Origin of the sequence: Erythrobacter insulae, assembly GCF_007004095.1 — a bacterium.
Lineage (GTDB): Bacteria > Pseudomonadota > Alphaproteobacteria > Sphingomonadales > Sphingomonadaceae > Erythrobacter > Erythrobacter insulae.
In genome coordinates, this window is sequence record NZ_VHJK01000001.1 from 2,203,936 (window position 1) to 2,229,238 (window position 25,303).

19 protein-coding genes are annotated in these 25,303 nt (G+C 57.7%); 10 read left to right on the forward strand and 9 right to left on the reverse strand.

What is annotated here, in order from left to right:
- Positions 1–24: 24 nt before the first annotated feature.
- Positions 25–579 (reverse strand): F0F1 ATP synthase subunit delta, encoded by a 555-nt coding sequence (locus tag FGU71_RS10310; RefSeq protein WP_142788488.1) that lies wholly within the window; start codon positions 577–579, stop codon positions 25–27.
- Positions 580–807: 228 nt separating this feature from the next.
- Between FGU71_RS10310 and FGU71_RS10315 the strand changes: the two genes are divergently transcribed.
- A complete protein-coding gene (locus tag FGU71_RS10315; RefSeq protein ID WP_185960272.1) occupies positions 808–1,635 on the forward strand; it encodes a TauD/TfdA dioxygenase family protein in 828 nt (275 codons plus the stop codon).
- A gap of 42 nt (positions 1,636–1,677) precedes the next feature.
- On the opposite strand, the gene FGU71_RS10320 is transcribed toward FGU71_RS10315, so the two are convergent.
- Complete coding sequence (locus FGU71_RS10320; RefSeq protein ID WP_142788489.1) at positions 1,678–3,324, reverse strand: trypsin-like peptidase domain-containing protein; 1,647 nt, start codon at positions 3,322–3,324, stop codon at positions 1,678–1,680.
- Between the two features lie 103 nt (positions 3,325–3,427).
- Between FGU71_RS10320 and FGU71_RS10325 the strand changes: the two genes are divergently transcribed.
- On the forward strand, positions 3,428–4,075 hold the full coding sequence (locus tag FGU71_RS10325) for a hypothetical protein (RefSeq protein WP_142788490.1): 648 nt from the start codon (positions 3,428–3,430) through the stop codon (positions 4,073–4,075).
- A 93-nt stretch (positions 4,076–4,168) separates the two neighbouring features.
- On the forward strand, positions 4,169–5,239 hold the full coding sequence (gene ada / locus FGU71_RS10330; protein WP_142788491.1) for a bifunctional DNA-binding transcriptional regulator/O6-methylguanine-DNA methyltransferase Ada: 1,071 nt from the start codon (positions 4,169–4,171) through the stop codon (positions 5,237–5,239).
- A gap of 13 nt (positions 5,240–5,252) precedes the next feature.
- On the opposite strand, the gene FGU71_RS10335 is transcribed toward ada, so the two are convergent.
- From FGU71_RS10335 to FGU71_RS10360, 6 genes are all read right to left on the reverse strand, one after another.
- Positions 5,253–6,692, reverse strand: coding sequence for a DUF1501 domain-containing protein (locus FGU71_RS10335; protein ID WP_142788492.1), 1,440 nt, complete (start codon positions 6,690–6,692; stop codon positions 5,253–5,255).
- 12 nt (positions 6,693–6,704) lie between these two features.
- Positions 6,705–8,537, reverse strand: a complete 1,833-nt coding sequence (locus tag FGU71_RS10340; RefSeq protein ID WP_142788493.1) for a DUF1800 domain-containing protein — start codon at positions 8,535–8,537, stop codon at positions 6,705–6,707.
- Between the two features lie 558 nt (positions 8,538–9,095).
- Positions 9,096–9,728: a glutathione S-transferase family protein gene (locus FGU71_RS10345; RefSeq protein WP_142788494.1), complete on the reverse strand. Its 633-nt coding sequence runs from the start codon at positions 9,726–9,728 to the stop codon at positions 9,096–9,098.
- A 79-nt stretch (positions 9,729–9,807) separates the two neighbouring features.
- Entirely contained in the window at positions 9,808–11,229 is a 1,422-nt protein-coding gene (locus FGU71_RS10350; protein WP_142788495.1) for a S41 family peptidase, read from the reverse strand.
- 53 nt (positions 11,230–11,282) lie between these two features.
- Entirely contained in the window at positions 11,283–12,845 is a 1,563-nt protein-coding gene (locus FGU71_RS10355; RefSeq protein WP_142788496.1) for a cryptochrome/photolyase family protein, read from the reverse strand.
- Between the two features lie 125 nt (positions 12,846–12,970).
- Complete coding sequence (locus FGU71_RS10360; protein ID WP_142788497.1) at positions 12,971–15,136, reverse strand: primosomal protein N'; 2,166 nt, start codon at positions 15,134–15,136, stop codon at positions 12,971–12,973.
- A gap of 51 nt (positions 15,137–15,187) precedes the next feature.
- On the opposite strand from FGU71_RS10360, the gene FGU71_RS10365 reads away from it, so the two are divergent.
- Positions 15,188–15,892 (forward strand): DUF4197 domain-containing protein, encoded by a 705-nt coding sequence (locus FGU71_RS10365; protein ID WP_325053176.1) that lies wholly within the window; start codon positions 15,188–15,190, stop codon positions 15,890–15,892.
- Between the two features lie 4 nt (positions 15,893–15,896).
- Here the strand turns inward: FGU71_RS10365 and FGU71_RS10370 are convergent, their stop codons facing one another.
- Positions 15,897–16,571: a DUF2490 domain-containing protein gene (locus tag FGU71_RS10370; protein WP_142788498.1), complete on the reverse strand. Its 675-nt coding sequence runs from the start codon at positions 16,569–16,571 to the stop codon at positions 15,897–15,899.
- Between the two features lie 186 nt (positions 16,572–16,757).
- Here FGU71_RS10370 and fsa point away from each other — a divergent pair, with 186 nt between their 5' ends.
- From fsa to FGU71_RS10400, 6 genes are all read left to right on the forward strand, one after another.
- Positions 16,758–17,411: a fructose-6-phosphate aldolase gene (gene fsa / locus FGU71_RS10375; RefSeq protein WP_142788499.1), complete on the forward strand. Its 654-nt coding sequence runs from the start codon at positions 16,758–16,760 to the stop codon at positions 17,409–17,411.
- A 17-nt stretch (positions 17,412–17,428) separates the two neighbouring features.
- Positions 17,429–19,270: a cobaltochelatase subunit CobT gene (cobT, locus tag FGU71_RS10380; RefSeq protein ID WP_142788500.1), complete on the forward strand. Its 1,842-nt coding sequence runs from the start codon at positions 17,429–17,431 to the stop codon at positions 19,268–19,270.
- Positions 19,267–19,491, forward strand: coding sequence for a hypothetical protein (locus FGU71_RS10385; protein ID WP_142788501.1), 225 nt, complete (start codon positions 19,267–19,269; stop codon positions 19,489–19,491). The genes cobT and FGU71_RS10385 overlap by 4 nt, the downstream gene beginning before the upstream one ends.
- A 1-nt stretch (position 19,492) precedes the next feature.
- On the forward strand, positions 19,493–20,155 hold the full coding sequence (locus FGU71_RS10390) for a nitroreductase (protein ID WP_142788502.1): 663 nt from the start codon (positions 19,493–19,495) through the stop codon (positions 20,153–20,155).
- A 202-nt stretch (positions 20,156–20,357) separates the two neighbouring features.
- Entirely contained in the window at positions 20,358–23,498 is a 3,141-nt protein-coding gene (locus FGU71_RS10395) for a CHAT domain-containing protein (RefSeq protein ID WP_142788503.1), read from the forward strand.
- A gap of 41 nt (positions 23,499–23,539) precedes the next feature.
- Positions 23,540–25,288: a ShlB/FhaC/HecB family hemolysin secretion/activation protein gene (locus FGU71_RS10400; RefSeq protein ID WP_185960273.1), complete on the forward strand. Its 1,749-nt coding sequence runs from the start codon at positions 23,540–23,542 to the stop codon at positions 25,286–25,288.
- The last annotated feature ends 15 nt before the right edge of the window (positions 25,289–25,303 follow it).

The following is a 25,303-nucleotide window of genomic DNA, read 5'->3' on the forward strand; positions in this document are numbered from 1 at the left end:
CCTTTAAGCCTTTGTGGCTTCTATTTAGGCTTTCATTGCCTGAGCAAGCGAGTTGAGACGGGTGCGGATCGAGGCATCAATGCGCTGCGAACCGATTGTGACGACGAGACCGCCGAGCAGATCGGGATCTACATCGGCAGAAAGCATTACAGTGCGACCTTCACGTGCAGTCAGTTTCGCCTTGAGAGCGGCGATCTGGCTGTCCGAAAGAGGATGCGCGCTGGAAACAGTGGCGGTAACCTCGCCGCGCTGGGCAGCGGCAATGGTTCGAAAAGCGGCGATAATGTTGCCAAGCGCCGAAAGGCGGCGGTTGGAAGCAAGCACACCGAGAAAACTGGTGGTCAGCTCAGCCAGGCCGAGATGTTTTGCAACCGCAGCGATCGCTTGGCCTTGGGCGGAGCGGGAAAGCTGAGGGTTGGTGGTCGCATCGCGAAGATCAGCTGATTCGTTCAAGGCCTCGCTCAATTTGGCAAGATCAGTCTCGACAGCGGTGACCGTTCCGGCCTCGCTTGCGAGTTCGAATAAAGCTGAGGCGTAACGGCCTGCTAGGCTAGACTGAATACCGGCGGAAATATCCACGCGCTTTGACGTCCTTATAGGAGCTGTGAAAAATAACGATGCATCGCTCTACATGGTGGAGGCCCGATCAAGGGCTCTCCTGCAAAGCTGGCGCGCGCCTAGCAATGTCTATCTGATTCCGCAAGCGGAGCGGGGCGGGATTATTGATGCTTTGCCAGAAAGGCTTGTGTTATATTCCGTAATATGGCATCTACTTACCGAACGGTAAGAGAGATTTGGGAGAGAATCATGCAACTGACACCAATGGCACCGAAATGCGGCGTCGAAGTATCTGGCGTATCACTCGCATCATGCAGCGATGCAGAGATGGAGCAGATCAAGCAGACGATTTACGAGCACGGGGTCGCGGTTTTCCGCGATCAGGATTTCTCGCCTGAGGATCACATAAATTTTGGCCGCCGGTGGGGCGGGATTGATGTGAACAATTATTTCCCGCTGAACGAAGCGTTTCCGGAAATCGCCCTGGTGAAAAAAGAAGCGCACGAATCCACCAATATCGGCGGGGCATGGCATACCGACCATTCCTACGATCAAATCCCGGCGATGGGATCGGTGTTGGTGGCCCGCGATTTACCGCCCAGCGGCGGTGATACCGAATGGGCGCATATGGGCGCCGCCTACGACGCGCTGAGTGACGAGATCAAAGCCGAGATCGAAAACCTCGAAGCATTCCACACCGCCGACCATGTTTATAAGGCCGATGGCCTGTATGCGCAGACCGACATGGGTAAAAACCTGCGTGGTCAGGATCTGAAAACGGGGGCGATCCATCCTGTGGTGATCCGTCATCCGCAAACAGGCCGCAAGCTGCTTTATGTCAACGGCGGCTTTACAATCCATTTTGTCGGTCAGACGCGCGAAGAAAGTATGCCGCTGCTGCAAAAATTGCTCGATGCGGCGGTGATGGATGACAATCGCTGCCGGCTTCAATGGAAGCCGGGTACCGTGGCGATCTGGGACAACCGGACCAGCTGGCACAATGCGATCAACGATTACGCAGGTCACCGCCGCGAAATGCACCGCATCACCCTGTCGGGCGAGGCGCTGGCGGCTTAAGCGTCAAAATCAATTCGCTAACATGCGCTGGAGGGCGGAGAACTAGGGTTCTTCGCCCTTTTGCGTTCCAGCATTGATCGAAGCCTCGCAGGTGTAGACCAGCCTTTCGTTCGGGCGATCCGGCAATTGCGCGATTACGCCGGATTGTTGTTCCCCAAGAACGCGCGCGCCGTCGGTTACACCGCAGGCGGGCGGGGTGTAGGCGCGGCGCGCATCGCGGGCGGCGTCCATATCGGCGCGGCTGAGCAGGAAGCGGTCGGTGCGGAAAATCCGGGTCTGCGGATCGTAGGTGTTGACCGAAACGGCGGCTTCATTGTTCGGGACAAAGACGCGCGCCCATTCTCCGCCGGTCATTCCATATTGTGTGCGACCATTGACGCAGCCATCGGCAGCCCATGAAAATTCGACATCATCGGTGCGCGCGCCGGTGATGCGGCTGCGTTCGGGGGCGAGGGTGCAAATCATCGAACCGTCACCGGCAAAGGATATCGGCTGCCCGTCGCTGTCCGCCGTGCCGCCTTCGGCCTGATCCAGAGCCGCTGCTACGCGGTCTTCGATTTCAGCATATCCGGGCCGCGACACCCAGATCAAAATGGTCGCTATAAATGCGGCTCCAGCGGCCCCGGCGGCGATCATCGCCCGGCTTTGCGCCGCTGAATTTGCGGCCTGATCGCTGCGTCCTTGAGCGCGAAGCTGTGTCGCGGCGTAGCCCGCTCCGATCCCGATCAACAGCAATATGAGTGCGATCGCCATGGCGTCATCGCGCTCTTCCATCACTTCGATCTGCGCTTTCAAACGGGCTTCTGAACGGGCTTCCCGCCGAGCCTCTTCACGCGTGTCGATCAACGCCTGTGCCTCTGCGCGTTGGGCATCAAAGCGTGCGCGCTCGGCTGCGTTCAGCTCTTCGATAGAGCGGCAGGGCAGGGCATTGGTGCGCGGCTCAATGCCGTTGTCGCGCAGGAACGGGAGCAATTCGCGCAAGGATACCGCAAAATAGAATTCGGCATCCGATCCGTTCGAGTCCGCGCCGAATGAGTTCACACCAAGAACGCGCCCGCAGCCATCCAGCAACGGTCCGCCGGAATTGCCGCGCGCAATCGGTGCGGTGTGCAGGATTGTATCAAACTGGCGGCTGGGGCGTTCCCCAGACAGAAAACCGCGGCTTTTCACCGGCGGCTGAGCGGTAAAGATATCGCTCATCTCCAGCCCTTGAGCCAGATCGACATTCATCGGGTAGCCAACGGCGGAAACCTCGCCCAATCCGGCTGTCGCCCCGCCAGCCATCGTCAGCGGGGGCAGACGCAGATCGCTCCCGACAATCTCCAGCAGCGCCAAATCATTACGCGGGCTTACCGCGATCGGGCGGACAAACGCGCTGCCTGTGCCTTCGCTTGGCACGATCCCGATGCGCAAAGTGTCATCTTGCAAGGCTTCGCGGATAACGTGCGCGTTGGTCACAATCTGGTTGGAAGTAACGGCAAAACCGCTGCCGTGGGTGACCGGCACCAATTCCTCGCCCGCTTGATTGACCAACACCACGCGGACCACTCCGCGAGAAGCCGCATCGACATCTCCGGCATCAGCAAAGGCCGGAGCAGCGACAATACCGAGCAGGAGTGCCACAATTGCGCCGACTGCCGTGGCAATCAAATGAGATAGACGGGGTGAAACGTGCGAAGTGTGGGTCATTGTGACAGCGTGTTACGACTTCATCATTGCCCTTGCAAAGCAAAGCAGCGAAGGTGCCGGAATAATCGATGGTTTTTTGCGCTCTTTGCTGATTGGGATTGAGATGATGTCTCGGCTTTTCAATATTTTAATTTCGTCTGGCGCGCTCGCGCTGGCCAGTGCACCTGCGGCGGCGGACGATAACCTGATCGAATTTGCGATTGAAAGCGGACGTTTTGCTTTGCCAATGCCCGATGGCTTTTGCCTGCCCGAAGATGAATTTGCCGAACTGGCAGAGGAATATGCCAGCGGCGATACCCGCAATATCACGCCGGTCGATGTTCAGCGCTGCGGCACGTTTGAGAATGATTATATATTGATCAAAAGCCCGCGCGGTCTGGCTGCGATCACTCAATCCAAAGAAGAATTCATCGCAGGTCTGGCTGCTGAACTGGAAAAGCAGGATCTACGCCGGAAAGGCGAGAAACGCGGATACACCGATATGCGCGATTCGACCGAAGGCGACCGGGATATCGATCTGATTGATTTCGGGTATCGCGGGGCCGACGATCAGTGCGCCTATCTGGGCGGGCAATTGCTGGTGACGTTTTCCGATGGGAAAGAAGAAATGGTTCATGTCGGATCATGCGGCACCGTGATCGGCAATCGGCACATGTTCGTCCATTCCTATGCACGCATGACCAGCGGGGCCACCGTCGAACAGATGAAAGCGCGCAGCCGGGCAATATCCGAAACGATTTTGGCGAAATAGCCCGGCCTATGCCCTCCTGTTAATGCCAGCCGGTTTAGGATTGAGCGCAAGGTTCGGGATGCGATCTTGGCCAAAAGCCTTCAATGTCGGCGCATGACAAACATTCGCACGCATTCCGGCATTCTTTCAGCCAACCCGTCCGGCGTTCTATCCGATGATGACCGCTGGCAAATCGCGCTCGCAAAAGACCGGCGGTATGATGGCGCATTCGTAACGGGGGTCCATTCGACCGGTATTTATTGCCGCCCAAGCTGCCCGGCGCGGCCGCCGCTGCGTAAAAATGTGAAGTTTTACGCAGATGCGGCGGGCGCAGAGGCGGCGGGGCTTCGGGCCTGCAAAAGATGCGCACCCGATACGCAAAGCGCAGAAGAAGCCTGCGTGCTCGCCGCGATTGCCGCGATCAGGGCCGATGGCCCTCTGACATTGGGCCAGCTGGCCGATCTAACCGGCTATTCACCGACGCATTTTCAACGTCTGTTCAAACGCACTGTCGGGATTTCGCCTGCTGCATTTGCGCGTGCTTTGCGCGAAGAGAAAGTGCGCGCCGCGCTTCAGCGGGGTGCCAACGTAACCGATGCGCTGTATGATGCAGGCTACGGCGCACCATCGCGCTTTTATGCGGATACGAAAGGCCGATTGGGCATGCAGGCACGTGACTGGCGCGATGGCGGGAAAGGCCGCACCATCCATTGGAGTGTCATGGCCACATCATTGGGTCAGGTGCTGGTCGCGGCCACCGGAAAAGGAGTGTGCTGCGTCTCTTTTAACGAGGGCGAGGCGCAGCTGCGCGCACGTTTTCCCAATGCAGAGCTGATTGCGGGCGGCGAAGACTTTCAGGCGCTATTCAAAACCGTTATCGCGGCGGTGGAAGACCCCGCAAACGATGCCTCTGCCATTCCGCTTGATGTAAAAGGCACTGCGTTCCAGCAGCGCGTCTGGCAGGCTTTGCGCGAAATCCCCCCCGGCGAAACACGCAGTTACGGCGAACTTGCCGCCGCTCTGGGCAATCCCAATGCGAGCCGCGCGGTAGGCGGCGCAAACGGCGCAAACAACATCGCGGTGCTGATCCCATGCCACCGCGTTGTGCGCGCTGGCGGGGCAATTGGCGGCTATGCCTATGGAACCGAGATCAAAGCGGAATTGCTCAAACGCGAACAGCGATAAAAGCATATCGCGCTTATCCGGCGGGTTCTTCCGGCCGTGTCATGAAGCCCAGATCAGGCGATGCGAAACGCCCGATATTGGGCGATATACTGGGCAGTTCGCTGTTTGAAACACCGAACCATTTTGCCAGCGTCGCCGAATATTCATCGACCGACGTGGTCGGCAGCAACCGGCCCCGTCCCACCTGATCGGCGGTTTCAACCGACACCGACGGCGCGCGTCCGTAAAACCGTCCGCCATTCACTCCGCCGCCCATCACAAAATGGAAGCTGCCCCAGCCATGGTCAGACCCGTCGCCATTCGATGCAAGCGTGCGGCCAAAATCCGAAGCGGTAAAGGTCGTCACCTGATCGGCCACGCCCAATTCGGCAGTGGCGCGGTAAAAAGCGTCCATCGCCGCATCGACCCCGGCCAGCAGGCCTTCATGTTGACCGATCAACCCATCGTGATTGTCGAAACCGCCAGCCGCAACCATAAACACCTGACGCGTCACGCCCAGCGAACGGCGCGAGGCGATGAGTTGAGCGACCGTGCGCAGTTGATCCGCGAGCCCGTTGCCGGTCCCAAAATCGGTCGCGACATTCGCATTGCTCAGGGCGTCATTCACAAATTGGCCGTATTGGATCGAACGATCATTGATATGGGCATGATCGGCGGCGAAGATATTGCCAGAGCCGCTGCGCAGGATCTGATCCAGAGCGCCCGCTGCTGCGCTTGAATTGTAAAGGCGGTTGCGGCGCAGGGGCCGGAACAATGTCGCCCCGCTGGATGATACTTGATAGGGAACAGCCTGATCCCCGCTCAGGAAGACGGCGTTGCCGCTGGCATTGATGGCGGTGAACATTGCATTGGTGTTGGCCGACAAGGCCAGATCGCCCATCCGTCCGCCCCATCCTGTTTGCGACCCTTCGGGCTGCGAGCTTTGCCAGGTCGATTGCTGATCATTGTGCGAAAACAGTTTTGGCGGACGCGGGACGGAATTGTTATCGTACTGTGCGCGGGTCAGCGGGGCGACCAGCGGGCCGACATTCAACAAAGGCGCCATCACACCTCCGTCAAACCGCGCTTTCAAACGGGGCATCGTCGGCGCGAGGGCATAGGTTATGTCATCGGTCAGGGTCTGATCATCGGGCGTGGTCAAAACCGTGTTCGCCAGCGCGGCACGGGCCAGAGCGATCCCGCCGCCCTGTTCCGATCCGCCGCCGCCGCGAATGCTTGAATAGCGCGCATAATTCGCGGCATCGAACGGGATCAGAGTGTTGCTGTGATCATTGCCGCCATACAGAAACACGCAAACGAGGGCCTTGTACCCGCCGGTGTTTGAGAATGCGGCTGCTTCGCCAAGGCCCGCAAGACCCATGGCGTACGATGACGCTGCCCCCATGGCCGCCAATTGGCTGGACCGGCGGATAAAAGCGCGGCGGGAAAGTTCGGCGGTTTTGCCAATATACATCGCTGCGCCTCCTTATTTCTGGATCAGATAATCGGTGGAGGCCATGATCAGCAGCACGCCGATATGCACCCGGCGTAGCTTGTCGGCATCGCTGCTGGATGCGTCGATCGTGACATCGTCCATCGCTGTCTTGATCGTATCGCGCAGGCCCGTGCTCAATTGATTTCCGGTAAGCAACAGATCGAGCCGGTCGAGCAATGCCTGACTGTCATCGGCAATGGCCACTTCCGCTGAATAGTTCAGCTCAAGGTCGGTAAACAGGAAGCTGGACGTATCCACCGCACGTTCCATAAAGTTCACGTAACCGGCCACGGAGGTTTCGTTGACCAGTTGAAATTCGGGCGCGAGCAGATTGTTCGCAGCCGCCTGTGACCCGTTGGGGAAATAGGTTGGCCGGAAAAAGTTAAACACCGATGGCGGGCGCAAGGGCGATTGGCCCAGCCTGTTCGCCGGGTCGGAAAAATCGCGCAATTCCCAATTTCCGCTGACCGAGCTTGCGCCGAATGTTCGGGTCAACTGGATAAATCGCAGCATCGGTTCGCGCAGTTTCCCAAAGCCGGGATTGGTAACATTCGCCGGATCAAGAGCTTCGTCGTCCAGCAGGATCGCTTTGAAGACCGCTCTTAAATCGCCGCGAACGCCGTTGCCATTGTTGGCGAATGTTTCGGCCACGCGCTGAACGTAGGCGGGCGAGGGGTTGCTCGTCACAAGACGCTGGATCATCTGCTTGCCAAAGAACGGGCCGACATTGGGATGCTGAAACAAATGGTCGAGAGCCAGTTTCAAACTGTCCGCTGCATTGGTTCCGGCCGGGATCGTCAGACCCAGAAAGCTTTTTTCGTCGTCGGAATGATACCCTTCGCTGCGCGGCCGGACCCACCGCGATGGATCGGCGGTCATGGGCTGACGGGCGTAATCGGCATCGGGTATCTGGCGGTTTGGACTATCGAAGGCCGGGGTGAACCCGATACCGGTATAGTCATAATCATAACCGGTGAAGACCTTGGAAATGCCGGTCACGTCATCATTGTCATACGTTTCGATCGGGGCGCCGCCGGATAATTTCCGGGTTCCGTCTGGATTAAGTTCGAACAGTCCGATGGAAAACAGCTGCATGATTTCGCGGCCATAGTTTTCATCCGGCACACGTCCGCTGCGCGGGTCCGCTTTACGGTTGCCGCGCGTGTTCAGGAACACGCCCATCGCCGGATTGAGGGTGATATCCTCTATCAGGTTGCGAAAATTGCCGAATGCGTTGGTGTTGAGAATATCCCAATATTCGCCAATCGCCGGGCTGCGCCAATTGATGCTGACACTGTTGAAAGACACCACGAAAAACTCGGACAGAGCCAGCGCCGCGCGTTTGCGAACACTGCTGCCGCCAGAGAGCAATTGTGACCAGATCATCTGATCGCCGGTCCGGCGGCTGTCGTAATTCCGGTCGGCGTCAACCTGGTCATAACCGCGGCTGGAGAAGAATTGCCGGGCGGATTGCGAATTGGGGGCGTTCATCTGACGATTGAGCCAGGGTTCAAAGCCTTCGTCGCGCAATTGCCGGATAGCGCCTTCGCCTGCGCCGAGTGAAGCCTGCTGAAGAAAGCGGGAGGCCTGCGCATCATCTTCGGGTTTGCGGGCTTCGGGCGGTGCGTTGGGGACGGTGCCGCCGCCTGTTGCTGTGCCTCCGCCGGATGTCCCTCCGCCGCCGCACGCCGCCGTAGCCAGCGCAGCTGCGGCGATGCCAGCGGCTTTCGCGCCCGAGATTGAACCGGTGTCATCACCGCTGAATTCGATCTCATCAGCGGTATCATCGATTTCGGTCGAAACCGCATCCAAATGTGTCGTCATTCGACCTCAACCTCTCCCGGGCTTTCCCCCACCCTGTTCTCAGACCCTTTTTTCGCGGCCTTTTCCCTCGCCGATGCCGGTTGATGTGACGTGTCGGATTAAGGTTAATCCGGTTTAAGCCGTCCCGACATTTGGCAGACGCATGCTATCAGACGCACGCCATCAGACGCACCCTATCAACAGAAAGACGCGCTGCATCATTACAGCGGCGGGCTGAATCATTTTGCGGCTGAGACGAGTCTTCGATGGCTTAAACGGAGCGGGGGCAGTCGGCGGGCAGTCGGCGGGCAGTCAGGCATCAGTCCGAGAGTGAGGAGCGCGAGGCCTGTGGTATGATGTGCGCGTTTTCCTACTCACGCCGCGTTAGCTAGACGAAAGTGGCTCTTTGACAGTGTGGGTTTGCGGATGATGATGCGTTTTGAAATCGCAATGCGTATGTTTCGTGTTGGCAATGTGTCACCCGTTTCCAACAACGCAAAATCTATACTTATCATGGGCTTGCTCTGTATGACCTGCATGACACTTTGCCGGATGTGTCATGCAGGTCCTACTTCGTTGTTAATCGAGTTTTGGCGGCAATCCGGGCTCGGCTTTGGCCATTGCGGTTTGATAGGCATCGCGGCTGCCGATCCGCTGCAGATACGCTTTGAGATTGGGTAAATGATCAATCGTCATGCCATTGAATGCGCGGCTGGTGGTGAGTTGAAACACCATCATAATGTCGGCAGTCGTAAGCTGCGATCCGCCGAAATAATCCGCTTCGCCAAGGCGCCGCTCAATCTGCTCCCATGCATTGGTGACGCGCTTTGTCAGCGGCGGCGGCATTTCAGCGCCCACTGCACCAACGGCAATCTGCATCATGCCGTTGGTCATGAAAGTCGCATTGGCAAAATGGAACCAATACAGATGGTCAGCGAAATCAGCGTGGTCGGGCCCCGGCACCAAAGCGGTATCGGGCGCATATTTGCCGACGATATATTCAACGATGGCGCCGCTTTCACCGAGCTTTGTATCGCCATCCTCGATCACCGGCGCGATTTGCATCGGATGGATCGCCTTTAGCTCGGGCGGCGCAAGCCGGGTTTCGGGATCGCGATTGTAAAGTTTCAGATCGTAATCGAGCCCCAGCTCCTCGCACAGCCAGACGATGCGTTCGGATTGCGAGATGCGTAAGTGGTGGATGGTCAGCATATGTGGGGCTCCTTGATTGATGGTCATCCGTCCTAGAGCCTGATGGCAGGTGATCAAGGCCGGTCTGTTCGGCCGCTGGCTATCGGGCTTCTTGCCCCAGCACCCAGTCAAGCACCGGGTCCTGACCGGAGGCATATTGGGCAAAGGTGGGTTGAATAGGGTGATCGAGATTTAATTTGCCAATCGGCTTTGCATTGCGTTCGGCAGCGGAGAAACAATGCTCCGTCTCGGCACTTGAGCAACCGTTTTCCCAGTCATGATAACCGGTTGAATACGATATGAAATAGCCAGAATTGGGCAGTACAAAACTCTCACCCCGCTCGGCCCAGAATTGCATCCGGTCGCCCATCGGCTGGCCGACCAGAACCATTCGGTCGCCCGTATTCTGTTTGATCAAAGCGGCCGCCACAATCGCAGCGGAGAAGGTTTGCGGGCCGACCAGAACATAGGCTTTGCCATCGGTAGAAAGCGCTTCGCCAAGTCGCCGAGCGAAGGGCATCGCATTGCCCAGATCGCCGCCGGGGTTCCACCGCAGATCGACGATCACGAACGGAAATCCGCCATCCGGTGCGCCAGACAGAGCTGCAACCAATTGGCTTTTTACCTCGTGCTCTGGATATTCAACCAGGTAATTGGACCGGACATACATCCCGCCGCCCATCGGTACGGCCTTCACCAGATCGCCATCATCCCTAAGGGTCAGCGGCGCTTTGATGGCCTTTCCATCGACAACGCGGACCCATTCTTCGCCTTCATCGGGCAGCGGTTCTGCGCGCAGTGCGTGATACGGGTGACGGTAGTAAAATTCGGTTTCCGCGACCGGCGGCAGCGCAGCCAGTTCATGCTCGGTTTGGGCCCCTGCGCGATCGCGAAGGATAACGGTGATGGTATCGGGATTGTCGGCGAGGCCTGCGGCATGAAGCAGGTCGGGCGAACGCAGGAAATTGAGCGCGGAATAGGTGCGCTGTGCCTCTGGTCCGCCGGAATATCGGGCCAGTCCGTTCATCACAGCGGTGATGTCATGGCCATCAATCGAGACGAGTTCCTGGCCGAGCAGGCTTTTATTCGATTGATGCGCACGAACGGCGTAATACCCATCAGCAAAGGGGAAAAATTCAAGGCCAGAGCGATTGAACTGGCGGAACGCGGCGACGCTATCGCTGCCGGTGTGGGCGTTGTCGGCAAGCGCCATCAAGGCATGCGTTTCCATCAGGAATTGGGCCTCGTTCATCCCCGCTGCGCGGGCTTTTGCGTCGCTAAGCAGGCTAAGAAATTCTGCACGTTGTTCCGGGGAAAAGCTGCGGTCGTAATCGAGGATTGACGCCAGATATTGCAGGTCTTGCTGGCGGGCTTCTTGCGGTGTTGCCGGCGCAGCGAAATTGGCGGCTTGGACCGAGGGGCTAAACCGCAGCCATTGATCGATACGCGGCCAGAAATAGACACCAAAAGCGACAGAAGCGATTAGCCAGACTGCCCCGAACCACTTCAAAAATCGCTTCATAACTTTATCCCCCGGCCATCAGACTATCGTGCCAGCGGGGCAAAGCAATGCGTTTAATCGCGGGCCCACCCTTTGCGGGCAGGGGTCAGGCTGTCTAGAAAGGCATCCGCGCTTTCCAGATAATCGGCGCGCTTTTGTTCATCCATCCGGTCCCAATTCGAATAGATCCGGCCAATCCGGTGATTGCTTTGGAGCCGGTCCCGGTGGCGGTCCATAAAATGCCAATAAAGCGGGTTGAACGGACACGCGCCTTCGCCGGTTTTCTTGCTGACGGAGTATGTGCACTCTTTGCAGTAATCGGACATCTTGTTGATGTAATTCCCGCTGGCGGCATAGGGTTTCGTCGCGAGGTTTCCGCCGTCTGCATATAGGATCATGCTGGAAACATTGGGCAATTCCACCCAATCATAAGCGTCAGCGTAAACGGCCAGATACCAATCTTGTACATCGCGCGGATTGATCCCGGCGAGCAGGCAAAAATTACCAAGCACCATCAGACGCTGGATATGGTGCGCGTGGGCATTGCTTTTGGTGGACCGAATGCAATCGGCAAGGCACCGCATATCGGTTTCACCGGTCCAGAAAAACTCCGGCAAAGCGCGCTGGGCGTTCAGTTTGTTGTCGCTTTCCAGACCCGGCATATGGAGCCAGTAGAACCCGCGAATATATTCGCGCCAGCCGATGATCTGGCGGATAAAACCCTCGACCGAATTGAGCGGTGCTGTGCCATCTTCGTAAGCCTGCTCGGCGCGCTGGCACAGCTCCAACGGATCGAGCAATCCGCAATTGATGCTGGTTGAAAGCATAGAGTGGAACATATCGTCCGACCCGTGAACCATCGCGTCCTGATACGGGCCGAATTTCTCGATGCGCTCGGCAAAGAATGCGTCGGCGGCCTGTTCGGCCTCTGAGCGGTTCACCGGCCATTGGAACGGTTCAAGATCGCCAAAGTGATCGCCGAATTTCTCACTGACCAGAGCGATCACTTCGCGGGTTATTTCGTCAGGTTCAAACTTTGGCACCGGCGGCGGATCAAGGTTATCCTTGGGCGGTTCGCGATTGTCCTTGTCGTAATTCCAATCGCCGCCTTTGGGCTTGCCATCGCCGGTCATCAAAATACCGGTTTTCTTGCGCATCTCGCGATAGAAATGCTCCATCGTCAGATGTTTGCGGCCCTCGGCCCAATCGCGAAACTCCTGATGCGAACAAAGGAAACGATCATCGGGCAGAATTTCGACTTCGCAGGCGAATTTGTCCGGCCATTCCTCAATCGCTTGTTGAACGCGCCATTCGCTGGCTTCGGTAATGTGAACCGCGCGCGGTTCATGCCGCTCAATCGCTCGCGCGACTTCGCCCGTGAAGCTGCCGGAATTGTCTTTATCGGTCAGTTCCACATAATCGACCGTCCACCCCGCTTCGCGCAATTCGGCAGCGAAGTGGCGCATTGCAGAAAAAATCAGCACAATCTTTTGCTTGTGGTGTTTGACATAAGTCGCCTCGTCCCAGACCTCCATCATCAGGATGACGGTATCATCTTTGGTGCGGCCTTTGATTGCGGCAAGGGTGCGGGTCAATTGGTCGCCGAGGACGGGGACGAGGATCGGTTGATTGGACATGCCCAATGAATGATCGAAAGGGCAATAAGTGCCTTCGTTAGCGAGTTATTCGCTTGTTGCGTGATCCGCCAGCAGTCCTGCGATGCTTTTTAAACCCTTGCATTTTCGATGATGCAACCTTGCGGTCAGACAAAACTGTAGGGATCAATATCCACACCCACGCGGACACCCGGCGGAAAATTGTGAGCATCGAGCCATTCTCGCAAGGTCGCCTGCAAATTTGCGCTTCGGCGCGCATTGACGAGAAAGCGGTATCGGTATCGTCCGCGCAGCAACGCGAGAGGCGCGGGCGCGGGCCCAAGTATGTACAGATCATCGCGGTCGGGGCGGGTATCGCCTAGCCTCGCGGCTGCCGCGCGCGCTTCTTTTTCATCCTCGCTGGACAAGATGATCGCCGCCCACCGGCCAAATGGCGGGGCACCGGCATCGCGGCGCGCCTCTGTTTCAGCGGCGTAGAACGCATCACGATCACCGTTGGCCAAGGCTGCGATGACAGGAGCATCCGGGTGGCGCGTCTGGATCAAGACTTCGCCGGGTTTCGATCCGCGTCCCGCGCGCCCCGCGACCTGCGCGACCTGTTGATAGGTGCGCTCTGCCGCGCGCAGATCGCCCCCTTCAAGGCCAAGATCGGCATCCACCACACCCACCAATGTCAGGTCGGGAAAGTGAAACCCTTTCGTGACCAGCTGTGTACCGACAATCACATCTATCGCCTTGGCCTCTGCCTGCGCGATAAAGGCCGCGGCGCGTTCCGGATTACCAAGTGTATCGGAAGTGGCCACGGCAACGCGGGCTTCGGGAAACAGCTCACCAACTTCATCGGCGATCCGTTCAACCCCGGGGCCGCAAGCGACCAGGCAATCGCTTTCACCGCAGTCTGGGCAGGCGTCGGGAACCTGCGTTTCAAGCCCGCAATGGTGGCATGCAAGGCGGGCGGACAATCGGTGTTCGACCAGCCAAGCGCTGCAATTGGGGCATTGGAAACGGTGTCCGCAATTGCGGCACAGAGTGAGCGGGGCATAGCCGCGCCGGTTGAGGAACAAGAGTGATTGCTCCCCCTTTTCCAGCCTCAGTTCGAGCGCGCGGATGATTGGCGCGGATAACCAGCGGCCCGATGCGGGTTTTTCATCAGTCAGATTGACCAATTTGATTTCCGGCAATTGCGCCCCGCCAAATCGGCTCGGCAGCTCCATCAATTCATATGTGCCGGTTGAAGCCATATGCAGACTTTCAAGCGCCGGGGTCGCGCTGGCGAGGATCACCGGAATACTTTCAAACCGGGCCCGCATAACCGAGACATCGCGGGCATTATAGCGCACGCCATCATCCTGTTTGAAGCTGACCTCGTGCGCTTCATCCACCACGATCAGGCCAAGATTGGCATAAGGCAGAAACAGCGCGGAGCGCGCGCCGACAATCACCTGCGCGGTCCCATTGCTGATGGCGCGCCACGCTCTGCGGCGCTCGGTCGATTTCAGCGAGGAATGCCACAAAACCGGCGGCGTGCCGAAGCGCTTTTCAAATCGGACCAGAAAATTCTCGGTCAGCGCGATTTCGGGCAGCAGGACGAGAACCTGCCGGCCCAGACGGATCGCTTCGGCAACGGGTTCAAAATAGGTTTCGGTCTTGCCCGATCCTGTGACGCCATCCAGCAGAACGGGCGCATAATCTTGCGCTTGCACTTTCTTTACCAGCCGGTTTGCCACCTCCAGTTGATCATCGGACAATGCAGGCTGATGAAAATCTGGGTCCGCTGCGGGGTAGGGGCGGTCGATGGCGACGGTGACCGGTTCAATCACGCCCTGATTGACCAGTCCGCGCAAGACCCCTTCGGATACACCGGCGATGGCCGCCAGTTCGCGGATAATGCCCTGTTCCCCCTCGAGAGCATCAATCGCTGCGGCGCGTTGCGGAGTCATGCGTTCGGGTGTGCCGCCGCTAAGCCGGTATTCGGTGGTGGTCATTGGTCCGCCCAGCGCGCCGCCGCTGGACAAAACCATCCGTGCGACACTGGCCAGAGCCGCGCAATAATATTCGGCGGTCCATTCGATTAACCGGCGCAGTGGCTGTGAGAGTGGCGGCACATCGACCACCTCGAGGATGGGGCGAAGTTTGCTCGCATCGACCTGTGCACCGGGCAAACGGCCATTATCCCAGACGATCCCGGTCACTTTTCGCGGACCCAAAGGCGCAATCACCACGGAGCCGGGCTCGATTGGCATACGCTCGGGCACGGTGTAATCCAGTGGGCCGAGCGCTGCATTAAGAACAAGAAGTCTGACGCGGTTCATGATTCATCCGCAATATGGGCGCGGCAGGGTGCATACGACAAGGAGCAGGTGATGGATATGAACGGGCTTAATCGAACAAATCTTGGGCGGCGCGCGATTATCAGGGGCGCGATGGGCGGTGCGGCTGTGCTTGTATTGCCCGCATGTTCGACAATTCCGGGCTTCAGCCTGACCGAGGCCGTGCGCCGGTTGTTGCTGCTTTCAAGCGAACGGGCGTTTGCCCGGTTGACGGCGCCAGACGGATATTGGGATGAACAGGTTGCGCGGCTCGGCTTGAATAACTTGCTCGGTACGCGCGGCGATGTCCTGTCGCGGATCCTAACCTCAACATTATTCAAAAACAGGCTGGAAGATGCGTTCGCCGATATCGCTATCGAAGGGTCTTATCGAGCCGCGCCCGTTGTGACCGAGGCCGTTCGCGTGATTGGGATCGGCAATGCGATCGCGTTGGTGAGAGGCGGACCAAAAGCTGCGACCGCTGCGCTGCGCGGGGAGCTGGGCGGACGGTTGATCGAGGCGATGGTCCCCGAATTGGGAGAAGCAATTGAAATCGCATCCGATCCCTTGGTCGGTCAATTGATCGACGCTGCGACCGGAACCGATATCAGCGGGATTGCCAGGCGGCTTGCAGGAAATATCGACGATGCGATCTGGACGGAAATCGGCAATGAAGAGGCGGTCATCCGCGCAAACCCGCAGGCCACGCGTGATCCGGTGTTGATTGGCGTGTTTGGCGCAGGCGCGGTAAACCGGTAAAGTTTCAGAACCGCGCTGTAACTCCGAAATTTGCGACATGATCCATTCGATCTTCGCCGCTGCGTACGACATATTGGTTGAGATATCCCGGCGTAAACGAAACGCCTTTGGCGACCGGAAAGGATACGCCTGCAAAGTTACGCCATAATGCCACCCCTCCGCGGTTAAAGCGGGTTTCGTTCACGCCGATAAACGGCTCTGTATAGAGGACAAGGTTGGTCTTCTCGCTGATCGGCGCGGTCAGTTGCACCTGGTTGCGATACCGCAGGCCGGTTTCGCCATCTTCTTCAAAGAAGCGCTGTTCAAAACGGTTACGCGACGTAAGCTTCACACCGTCTTCGGTGTTGATCAGTGTCAACGTGACCTCCTGATAAATGCGGTGTTCGTTGATTTGAGCCGGGCCGACCGGATCGGTCAGGATATAGGCGTAACCACCGCCAACCGTCGCCGTTTCGTTCAACCGATATCCAACGAAGGACCGCAGCAGCAATTGGCCCAGTCGGTCGGCATCTTGGGTAAAACGCTCCTGCGCCTCGGCACGCACAAACCAATCCCCGTCCTTGTCCAGATCGACAAAAATGAACTGTCCGCCCCAGACATTAAAATCGTCTTCTGTCGCAGCGGCAGGAGAGGCGAATACCGCTGCAATCGCGGCGGCGAAGAGGAGAATTCGTTGCATTTCATAAAATCCCGTTTGATCCCGATATTGCCATTGAAGCAATGTAATAACATAACTTAAGCGTGTTAAGCAGGTTCCCGATCAAAAATACAGTGCGCTAATGGCTAAGCGTGGGTGGCCTCGCACCCGGCGCTGTGCCATCCCGTGTCTCAACGAATCGCGACACATTACGGGAGGCACTTTGCCATGAAATTCTTTGCTGACACCGCCGAGATTGACGAGATCAAGGATCTGGCCGCAACCGGCCTGCTTGATGGTGTCACGACAAACCCGTCATTGATTGCTAAATCCGGGCGGGATTTCATGGAAGTGACCAAGGAAATCTGCGGTCTGACGGATGGACCGGTTAGCGCCGAGGTCGTCGCGCTCGATCATGCAACCATGATGAAAGAGGCCGAAGTCCTGCGCAAGATCGCAGACAATGTTTGCATCAAGGTCCCGCTGACGGTTGATGGTCTTAAGACGTGCAAAGCGCTGAGCAATGATGGCACTATGGTCAACGTCACGCTGTGCTTTTCCGCAAATCAGGCGCTGCTCGCGGCAAAGGCCGGGGCGACATTCATTTCGCCATTCGTGGGCCGTCACGACGATAACGGCTTTGACGGGATGGACCTGATCGAAGACATTCGTCTGATTTACGACAATTACGGTTTTGAAACCGAAATCCTCGTCGCCAGTGTCCGCCATGTCACCCACGTGCTCGAAGCGGCCAAAATCGGAGCGGATGTAATGACCGCGCCGCCAAAGGTGATCCATGCGTTGTTCAAACATGTTCTCACCGACAAGGGCATTGAAGGTTTCCTGAAAGATTGGGAAAAAACGGGACAAACAATCGGTTGATCCCTACCTGATCCACGATGGCTGAAGAATCCCCTCTCGATATATTCAAACAGGCTTTGACCGGAGCTTCGCGAGCAATCGCGAAAGATGCCGAGGTTGAAGTCGCCTGGAGCGCGGATGTGCCGGGTGCGGCAGGCAATCGTTTCCGCGTGCCATTGCCGGCGCGCGATTTGCCTGAGGATCAGGTCACCGAGGCGCGCGGATTTGCCGATAGTTTCGCGCTCAAGCTGCGGCATCACAACGCCGGACTGCACGCGGTCAATGCACCCCCGGAACCGGTCGCACGCGCATGTTATGATGCGATCGAGCAGGTCCGGTACGAGGCGTTGGGCGCAAACCGGTTTGGCGGGATCAAATCCAATCTCGATGCGGCCTTGAAAAACCGCATCGCAAGCGATGATATCTTGCGGGCGCAAGATTCCAGCGAGGTTCCGCTGGAGACCGCTTTGTCATTGATCCTGCGCGAGCGTTTGACCGGAGAGCCCATTCCAGAGCGCGCTGAAGCCGGGATCGGTCTGGTGCGTGGCGCAATCGAGGACAAGGTTGGCAAAAATTTCGCCGATCTGTTCGACCAGCTTGGCGATCAGGAGGGCTTTCAAAAACTCGCGCTGGATATGCTGCGCGATCTCGATCTAACCCGCCCGACCGACACTCCTGACGAAAACGAGAGCAACGAAGACGGCGACGAGGATGACGGGTCCAACGAAGATCAGCCCAGCGACGAGCAGCAGGACGGAGATGCTGATCCGCAAAGCGCCGAAATGGCTGGCGAAATGGCCGAAGGCGAAGGCGAGGGCGACGCTGACAGCGACATGTCCGCCGACGAAGAAATGCAGGAAGGTGAGCCGGGTGAAGACGGCGATGCCTCCAATGCTCCGATCCGCCCGAACCGTCCGCAAGCCGACATTCCAGACGGGCTGGATTATAAATACTTCACCAACCAGTTTGACGAGGAAATCGCAGCGCCCGAGCTGTGCGATGCAGAAGAACTTGATCGGCTGCGCGCCTATCTCGATAGCCAGCTAACGGGGCTTCAGGGCGTCGTGACGCGCCTCGCCAACCGTTTGCAGCGCCGATTGATGGCGCAACAAAACCGCAGCTGGGATTTCGATCAGGAAGAAGGTGTGCTCGACGCGGCTCGTCTTTCCCGCGTCGTCGTATCTCCCGGCACCGCGCTGTCTTACAAGGTTGAGCGCGATGTCGATTTCAAGGATACAGTCGTCACGCTGCTGATCGACAATTCCGGTTCGATGCGTGGCCGCCCGATCAGCATGGCCGCGATCAGCGCGGACATTCTGGCGCGCACTCTGGAACGGTGCGGGGTCAAGACGGAGATCCTCGGTTTTACCACCCGCGCATGGAAAGGCGGCCAATCGCGCGAGGCGTGGTTGGCCGATGGCAAGCCGCAAAATCCCGGTCGTCTCAATGATTTGCGGCACATCATTTACAAACAGGCTGATGAGCCATGGCGCCGTGCGCGCCGCAATCTCGGCCTGATGATGCGCGAAGGCTTGCTAAAAGAAAACATCGACGGAGAGGCATTGATGTGGGCGCACAGCCGCCTGATTTACCGCCCCGAAGAACGCCGCATCCTGATGGTGATTTCCGACGGCGCGCCGGTCGATGACAGCACTCTAAGCGTGAACAGCGCAGGATATCTCGAAGCGCATCTGCGCGGGGTGATCGAATGGATCGAAAACGTATCCCCCATCCAACTCGTCGCCATCGGTATCGGCCACGATGTGACGCGATATTATCGGCGCGCGGTGACGATCATGGATGTCGAACAACTGGGCGGCACGATCATGGAACAGCTCGCGGAATTGTTCGAGGACGAGAAGGGCAAGGGGCGGCGGTGATAAAAGCTCAGGCTGAAAAAGCGATTCGCCAAATGTGCATTGAGTGGGCGAAAGAGATGGGTCTTGATCGAAAAGACTACTCCACAGCGAGCTTTGTTGAGTTTTGGCAATGGGCCCAGTCAAATTACTCATCCTATTTCAAATTCCGCACTTCGACAGGCGTCAGGTATGACGTTGAAAAGTGGTTTGAAGATGAAATGGGGCAGAAGGGTTTTGAATGAAATGAACGTAACCGAAGCCGTCAAATCCCGCCGCTCTGTCCGCATGTTCACCGATCAGCCGGTTGAGCTGGAAAAAATCCGCCGCGTTATGGACACTGCGCGCTGGGCGCCTTCGGGCTGCAATTACCAGCCGTGGGAGGCCGCCATACTCACCGGCCAGCCGCTCAAAGACCTTCAGGCCAAGATCACCACCACGCCGCCGCAGGCCGCCGAATATGACTGGACCGCGCCCGGCCAAGAGGACGAATATAAACAGCGCCTCAATGCCGTGTCGAAAGGCATGTTTGGTTCGATGAATATCGCCCGCGATGATGGCGAGGGGCGGATGAAGGCAATGATGCGCAACGCCACCAGCTTTGATGCGCCGGTTGTCATGCTCACATACTTTCCGCGCCTGATGAAAGAGGCGCAGTGGTCTGACACCGGCATGTGGCTGCAAACGGTGGCGTTGCTGCTGCGCGAGGAAGGGCTGGATAGCTGTTTTCAGGAATATATGGCGCTTTATGCCAATGTGATCCGCGATCATCTTGGCCTCGACCATGAACGCTATATGCTGTTTTGCGGCATGGCGATTGGATACCGCGACGCGCAAGCACCGCTCAACAATTATGATCGAGAACGGGTCGCGCTAGATGAACAAGTGAAATTCATCGGCTGGGAATAACGGGCGGTAAACGCCGAAAATCGCAAGCAAATGGCATATATCGCCGATCATTTTGCCCAAAGTGATCAATCATGCGGTTTTTTACAATCCACGACTCGACTCGGCCCGTATGAAGGCCTTTAAGAACAGGAAGCATTAGGCGTCGCACTCTGATGCGCTGGCGGACGGTCGCGGCGCTGTAGTCCTTGGGGGGGACTTATCTGTGAGACGAATTGCGTTCGGAATTATCACTACGCTCGGTGCATCTGCAATTGTGGGGGCGGCGCTTTCGGCACAAACGTCATCCGTTCTAACCCGCGACAGTTTCCCGATTGGCGATGGCAGCGGTATTTTGTGCCAGGTGCAGGATCGCAGCGTCGAAAACCCCGCCAAAGGCAGCATCTTCGATCGCCGCTGGGCGGTGGTTTGCAGAGACAACCCGCAGCCGATTGCCGAAGTTTTCGCGTTCAAGAATTACACGCCGGCGGCCGCGGCCAAGCTGGGTGATATGCGCCGGTTCCCGGTAACGTGTCCCGATGCTTTGACCGGTGACGTAGCCGGAATTGCCGGATCGCGCAAAAGCACCTGTGCGGTGGATGATACGGGGCTTGGATGGAGTTCTATCACCGTCAATGCAGCTGGAATGACCTATGTCGCAGAAGGTTTTTCCGCGTTTGACGACGCGACGATCCTGGCGCTTAAATCGGTGCTTGATAACCGCATCGCCCAAGGCACGATTGACGCTGCATCCACATCGGTTTCCGATCCGCTATCCTTTGCGCGGGTACAGGCAGAATCGCTTAAACCCGAACAGGCTTTGGCCGAGGGCTATCGCCGCAATCTGGGCGGCGAATATGCTGAGGCAGCGGCCTATTTCGAGACGCTTCAACAGCGGCTTGAGGATAGCGGCGAATCCGATATCAATCCGGGCGAATTCTTCGTCAATCGCGCGCTGCAAAAAAGCAATCTGGGCGAATTCAGTGTTGCGACGCGCCTGTTCGAGCAAGCAAGCGACCTGACCGCCGATGATCCGATTGCCGGGCGCCTTCAGCGCAATTTCGAAGCAATCCATCTGCTTAATCAGGGACTTGTCTCTCAAGCGGTCGATCGTTTGGGTCAGCAGGTAGAGGGCCGGGCGCTGGGCGCCGCCGAGGAAAACGGCAAGCTCGCGATCACCCTGCCTTTGTCGGAGAGCATCAATCAATCCCAAGCCGGCAGTTCGCTGCTTGGCATTGTTGATGAGCTGAAATTGACCGATCCAGAGCGGGCGCAGATCATTGATGCGCAGGCGCTGCAAATTCGCGGGACAGCGCTTAGGATAAATGGTGATTACGAAGGCGCGACGCGGGATCTGGTTGCCGCCTTCAGGCAGGCGGTCGAAGTGCGCGATGGCCGGGTGACATCGATCACGAGATTGCGTTCACAAGTGCTGGCCGATCTTGCCCTGATCGCGGAACGTGAAGGGCGCGAAGGCGATGCCGAAACCTATCTTCGCAACAGTTTGTCTCTGGTCGAGGCCCAATATCCCGAGCGGCGCGCAGTCAGCGCCGTTGAGGCGCGCCTCGCAGCGTTTCTGCTGCGCCAAAGCCGCGACGATGAAGCGATGGACCTGTATCGTAAAGTGATTGATCGGGCAGTTGGAAAGCGCAACGCGGTGACCGGTTTTGCGAACCAGCTAAACCCGTATTACCGGGCGCTTGCGCCGCGCGTTTCAAACGACCCGGACGCCGCCGAAGCGTTCTTTAAGGCCGCGCAGGTGCTGGTGCGGCCCGGCGTTGCCGAAACGCAAGCGATCCTTGCCCGTGAACTCAGCGCAAATTCCGATGAGGCCGCCCGCCTGTTTCGGCAATCGATTGATCTTGGCCGCGATATCGAGCGTTTGCGGATGCGGTTTCAAACGCTGATCAAGGGCGCGCAATCGGAATTGGTACAGCAACAATTGAATGAACTTTCGGTCCAGATCGAAAATCTGGAACGCGCGCAATTGAACACGCAGGTGCAGCTTAACGATTATCCGCAATACCGCGTGGTTGCGCCGCCATCGTTGGAATTGGCGGATTTCCGCGCTGCTCTTAAACCGGGAGAGGCCTATGCGCGGCTCGCGATGGTCGGCGGCGATATTTTCATGTTCTATGCCGATCGCGGCACGGCCAAGGCGTACCAGGTCGATCTGTCAATTGAGGACATGGAATATCAGGTCGATCTGATCCGGGCTTCGATTTCCAGCTTTGAAGGGGGGCAATATGTGACCTACCCCTTTGAAGTGCGCGAGGCGCGCAATTTGTACAAATCGCTGTTCGCTCCGATCGCGGGTGACCTTGCCAATGTCGATCATCTGATTTTTGAACCGGATGGAGCGCTGCTGCGTTTGCCGGTCGATATCCTTGTATCCGATGATGTGTCGGTCGAATTGTACGAAACCAGAAGCGATGATCCAGACGCCGATCCGTTCGATTTTACCGGGGTCAACTGGATGGCGAAAAACATGAATGTCAGCACGGCCGTATCGGCGCAGGCGTTTGTGGATTCCCGCAAAGTCGAACGGTCAAATGCGGCGCGTCAATATCTGGGCATGGGGCAAAACGTCCCGGTTGGAGATGCACTCCCGCGTCAGGCAGCGAGCCAGCGCGGATCAAGCGGTTTGCCCGATGGCCTTGATTGCGGATGGGGCAGCGCGCTGTGGAACAGTCCGATTGACGATACCGAACTGGTGATCGCATCAAACCTGATCGGACAATCGCAATCCCAGCTGATTACGGGCGCCAGCTTCACTGACGATCAGATCATTGCCAAGGAAGACCTTGACGAATTTCGCGTGCTGCATTTTGCGACGCACGGTCTGGTGACGCCGCCCAATCCGAACTGCCCGGCAAAGCCCGCTTTGTTGACGTCGTTCGGCAGCGGGGATTCCGATGGCCTGCTGTCTTTCGAAGAGATTTTCGACCTCAATCTGAACGCCGATATCGTGATCCTTTCCGCCTGTGACACGGCAGGAGAGGCTAGCATCGAGGCTACCCGTGCGGCGGGCATTGCAAGCGGCGGCGGCACCGCGCTGGATGGTTTGGTGCGCGCTTTCATCGGGGCTGGCGGCCGGGCCGTGCTGGCCAGCCATTGGCCTGCGCCTGATGATTATGATGCGACCGAACGCCTGATGGCGGAAATGTTCAGGCGCGGTAAGACTGAAAATATCGGGGATGCGCTGCGGCAATCGCAGACGATCCTGATGAACGAAGCCGATACATCGCACCCCTATTATTGGGCGGGATTTGCCGTGATTGGCGATGCGGCTCGACCGCTGCTTTCCGATGATGCGTCCTTCGCCGAAAGCGGCGCGGCGCCATTTCAACCGGTGATCGGACAATGATTGCGGTGATGAAAGCAGGTGCCCGCCAACAGGATCCAAAAATGAAATCAATTTTGCGTTCGTCCCTTTCCGTGCTTGCTTCAATTTGGGCCTTGTCCTCGGTTGCGGCGCAGGCCCAGACCCGCGAGGAAATTCAACGTGACCTGCTTGACCCTAGTCTTCAGGCGCAAGGTCAATCTGTCGCCGTAGACAGTGAAGTGACCCGTCCTGCCTGCCCGCTGGCCGGTGAAGAGTTTGCAGATCTCAAATTCACTTTCACTGGCGCCAATTTCACCGGTTTGGAAGCGATTGGCAGCGATTTTGTCGCGCCCGCATATCTTGATCTGATCGGTAATGAGCTGTCGGTGGCGGCGATCTGCGATATCCGCGATCAGGCATCGGATATCCTGCGCGATGCCGGTTATCTGGCGGTTGTGCGAGTGCCGGTTCAGGAAATTGACGATGGGCGCGTGGATTTCAATATCGTTCTGGCCCGAATGACCGGGGTGCAAATCCGCGGTGATGCGGGCAATTCGGCCAAGGCGCTGCAGCAATATGTGAACAAGCTGACCGAGCAACCCGTTTTCAACGTCAATCAGGCCGAACGGTATTTGCTTCTTGCACGCGATATTCCCGGTCTCGATGTGCGTCTGTTGATGCAGCCTGCTCCGCCAGAAAGCGGAGCGCGGCCCGGCGATGTGATCGGTATCTTCAACGTGATCCGTGATCCGGTGCAATTTGATGCAACGGTGCAAAATTTCGGTTCGCAATCGGTCGGGCGGGTCGGAGCATTTGGAAGAGTGCGGTTCAACGGTCTTACCGGGCTTGCCGATCAGACCACGATCAGTCTGTATTCGACCGCCGATATTCAAGAACAAAATGTGGTCCAGATCGGCCATGACATGAAGCTTGGCGGGGACGGTTTTACGCTGGGCGGCAATCTGACTTTTGCGTGGTCCCAGCCGGATATCGTCGGCGATGATTTGTTCGAGTCCGAGACATTTATCGGTACAATCTATGCGGCTTATCCATTTAAACGCACGCAGACTTCGAACATTTATGGCCGGATCGGGTTCGAGCTGATCGATCAAGAAGTCGAGTTTAGCGGGCTTGCTTTGACCGAGGATCAATTGCGGATCGGATTTGCCCGGATCGAGTTCAACTCGATCGATGCGGCAAGCCTCGGCGGGGCTGGGGGCTATTCCTCGATCGAACCCAAGTTCGGGCTCGCCGGCGCGGTTGAAATGCGACAGGGCCTCGGCGTGCTCGGGGCAAGCGAAGCGTGCGGCGTTGGTTTCGTCAATTGCATCGCGCCAAACGTGGTTCCGCCATCGCGGCTGGATGGTGACCCCACGGGATTTGTCGTCAGAGGCGAAGCGCAGATCGATTACCGGCCTTCGCCCGAATTCCTGATCCGGATGCGGCCCCGGTTCCAATATTCACCCGACGCGCTGCTCGGTTATGAACAAGTGTCCGGCGGCAATTACACCTCCGGTCGCGGCTTTGATCCGGGCGCAGTCATTGGCGACAGCGGTTTTGGGGGTCAAATTGAATTGGCCTATGGATCGCTGGTCCCTCAGGTACCCGGCGGCAGGGCGTTTCAGCCATACGTCTTCTTTGATTTGATGTCGGTCAGCATAAACAATCTGCCGGGCCAGCAGGACATATCCTCGCTTGGCGGCGGACTGCGCGCATCGCTCGGGCGGTCCATCTATCTGGATGTTTTTGGTGCAGTTCCGCTGGAACGCGCGCCTTTTCAGGTTGAGCGCGGAGACTTCCGTTTGCTCGCCACTCTTTCGGTGCAGCTTTGATCGCCCTCGCTGCGA

Excerpts from the sequence above, each read along its gene's own strand:
- FGU71_RS10340 (WP_142788493.1), bottom strand. The coding sequence starts at position 8,537 with ATGACGACACATTTGGATGCGGTTTCGACCGAAATCGATGATACCGCT.
- ada (WP_142788491.1), top strand. The coding sequence starts at position 4,169 with ATGACAAACATTCGCACGCATTCCGGCATTCTTTCAGCCAACCCGTCC.
- FGU71_RS10360 (WP_142788497.1), bottom strand. The coding sequence starts at position 15,136 with ATGAACCGCGTCAGACTTCTTGTTCTTAATGCAGCGCTCGGCCCACTG.
- FGU71_RS10370 (WP_142788498.1), bottom strand. The coding sequence starts at position 16,571 with ATGCAACGAATTCTCCTCTTCGCCGCCGCGATTGCAGCGGTATTCGCC.
- FGU71_RS10315 (WP_185960272.1), top strand. The coding sequence starts at position 808 with ATGCAACTGACACCAATGGCACCGAAATGCGGCGTCGAAGTATCTGGC.
- FGU71_RS10365 (WP_325053176.1), top strand. The coding sequence starts at position 15,188 with ATGGATATGAACGGGCTTAATCGAACAAATCTTGGGCGGCGCGCGATT.
- FGU71_RS10390 (WP_142788502.1), top strand. The coding sequence starts at position 19,493 with ATGAACGTAACCGAAGCCGTCAAATCCCGCCGCTCTGTCCGCATGTTC.
- FGU71_RS10345 (WP_142788494.1), bottom strand. The coding sequence starts at position 9,728 with ATGCTGACCATCCACCACTTACGCATCTCGCAATCCGAACGCATCGTC.
- FGU71_RS10355 (WP_142788496.1), bottom strand. The coding sequence starts at position 12,845 with ATGTCCAATCAACCGATCCTCGTCCCCGTCCTCGGCGACCAATTGACC.
- FGU71_RS10350 (WP_142788495.1), bottom strand. The coding sequence starts at position 11,229 with ATGAAGCGATTTTTGAAGTGGTTCGGGGCAGTCTGGCTAATCGCTTCT.
- FGU71_RS10400 (WP_185960273.1), top strand. The coding sequence starts at position 23,540 with ATGAAATCAATTTTGCGTTCGTCCCTTTCCGTGCTTGCTTCAATTTGG.
- fsa (WP_142788499.1), top strand. The coding sequence starts at position 16,758 with ATGAAATTCTTTGCTGACACCGCCGAGATTGACGAGATCAAGGATCTG.
- FGU71_RS10335 (WP_142788492.1), bottom strand. The coding sequence starts at position 6,692 with ATGTATATTGGCAAAACCGCCGAACTTTCCCGCCGCGCTTTTATCCGC.
- FGU71_RS10325 (WP_142788490.1), top strand. The coding sequence starts at position 3,428 with ATGATGTCTCGGCTTTTCAATATTTTAATTTCGTCTGGCGCGCTCGCG.
- cobT (WP_142788500.1), top strand. The coding sequence starts at position 17,429 with ATGGCTGAAGAATCCCCTCTCGATATATTCAAACAGGCTTTGACCGGA.
- FGU71_RS10320 (WP_142788489.1), bottom strand. The coding sequence starts at position 3,324 with ATGACCCACACTTCGCACGTTTCACCCCGTCTATCTCATTTGATTGCC.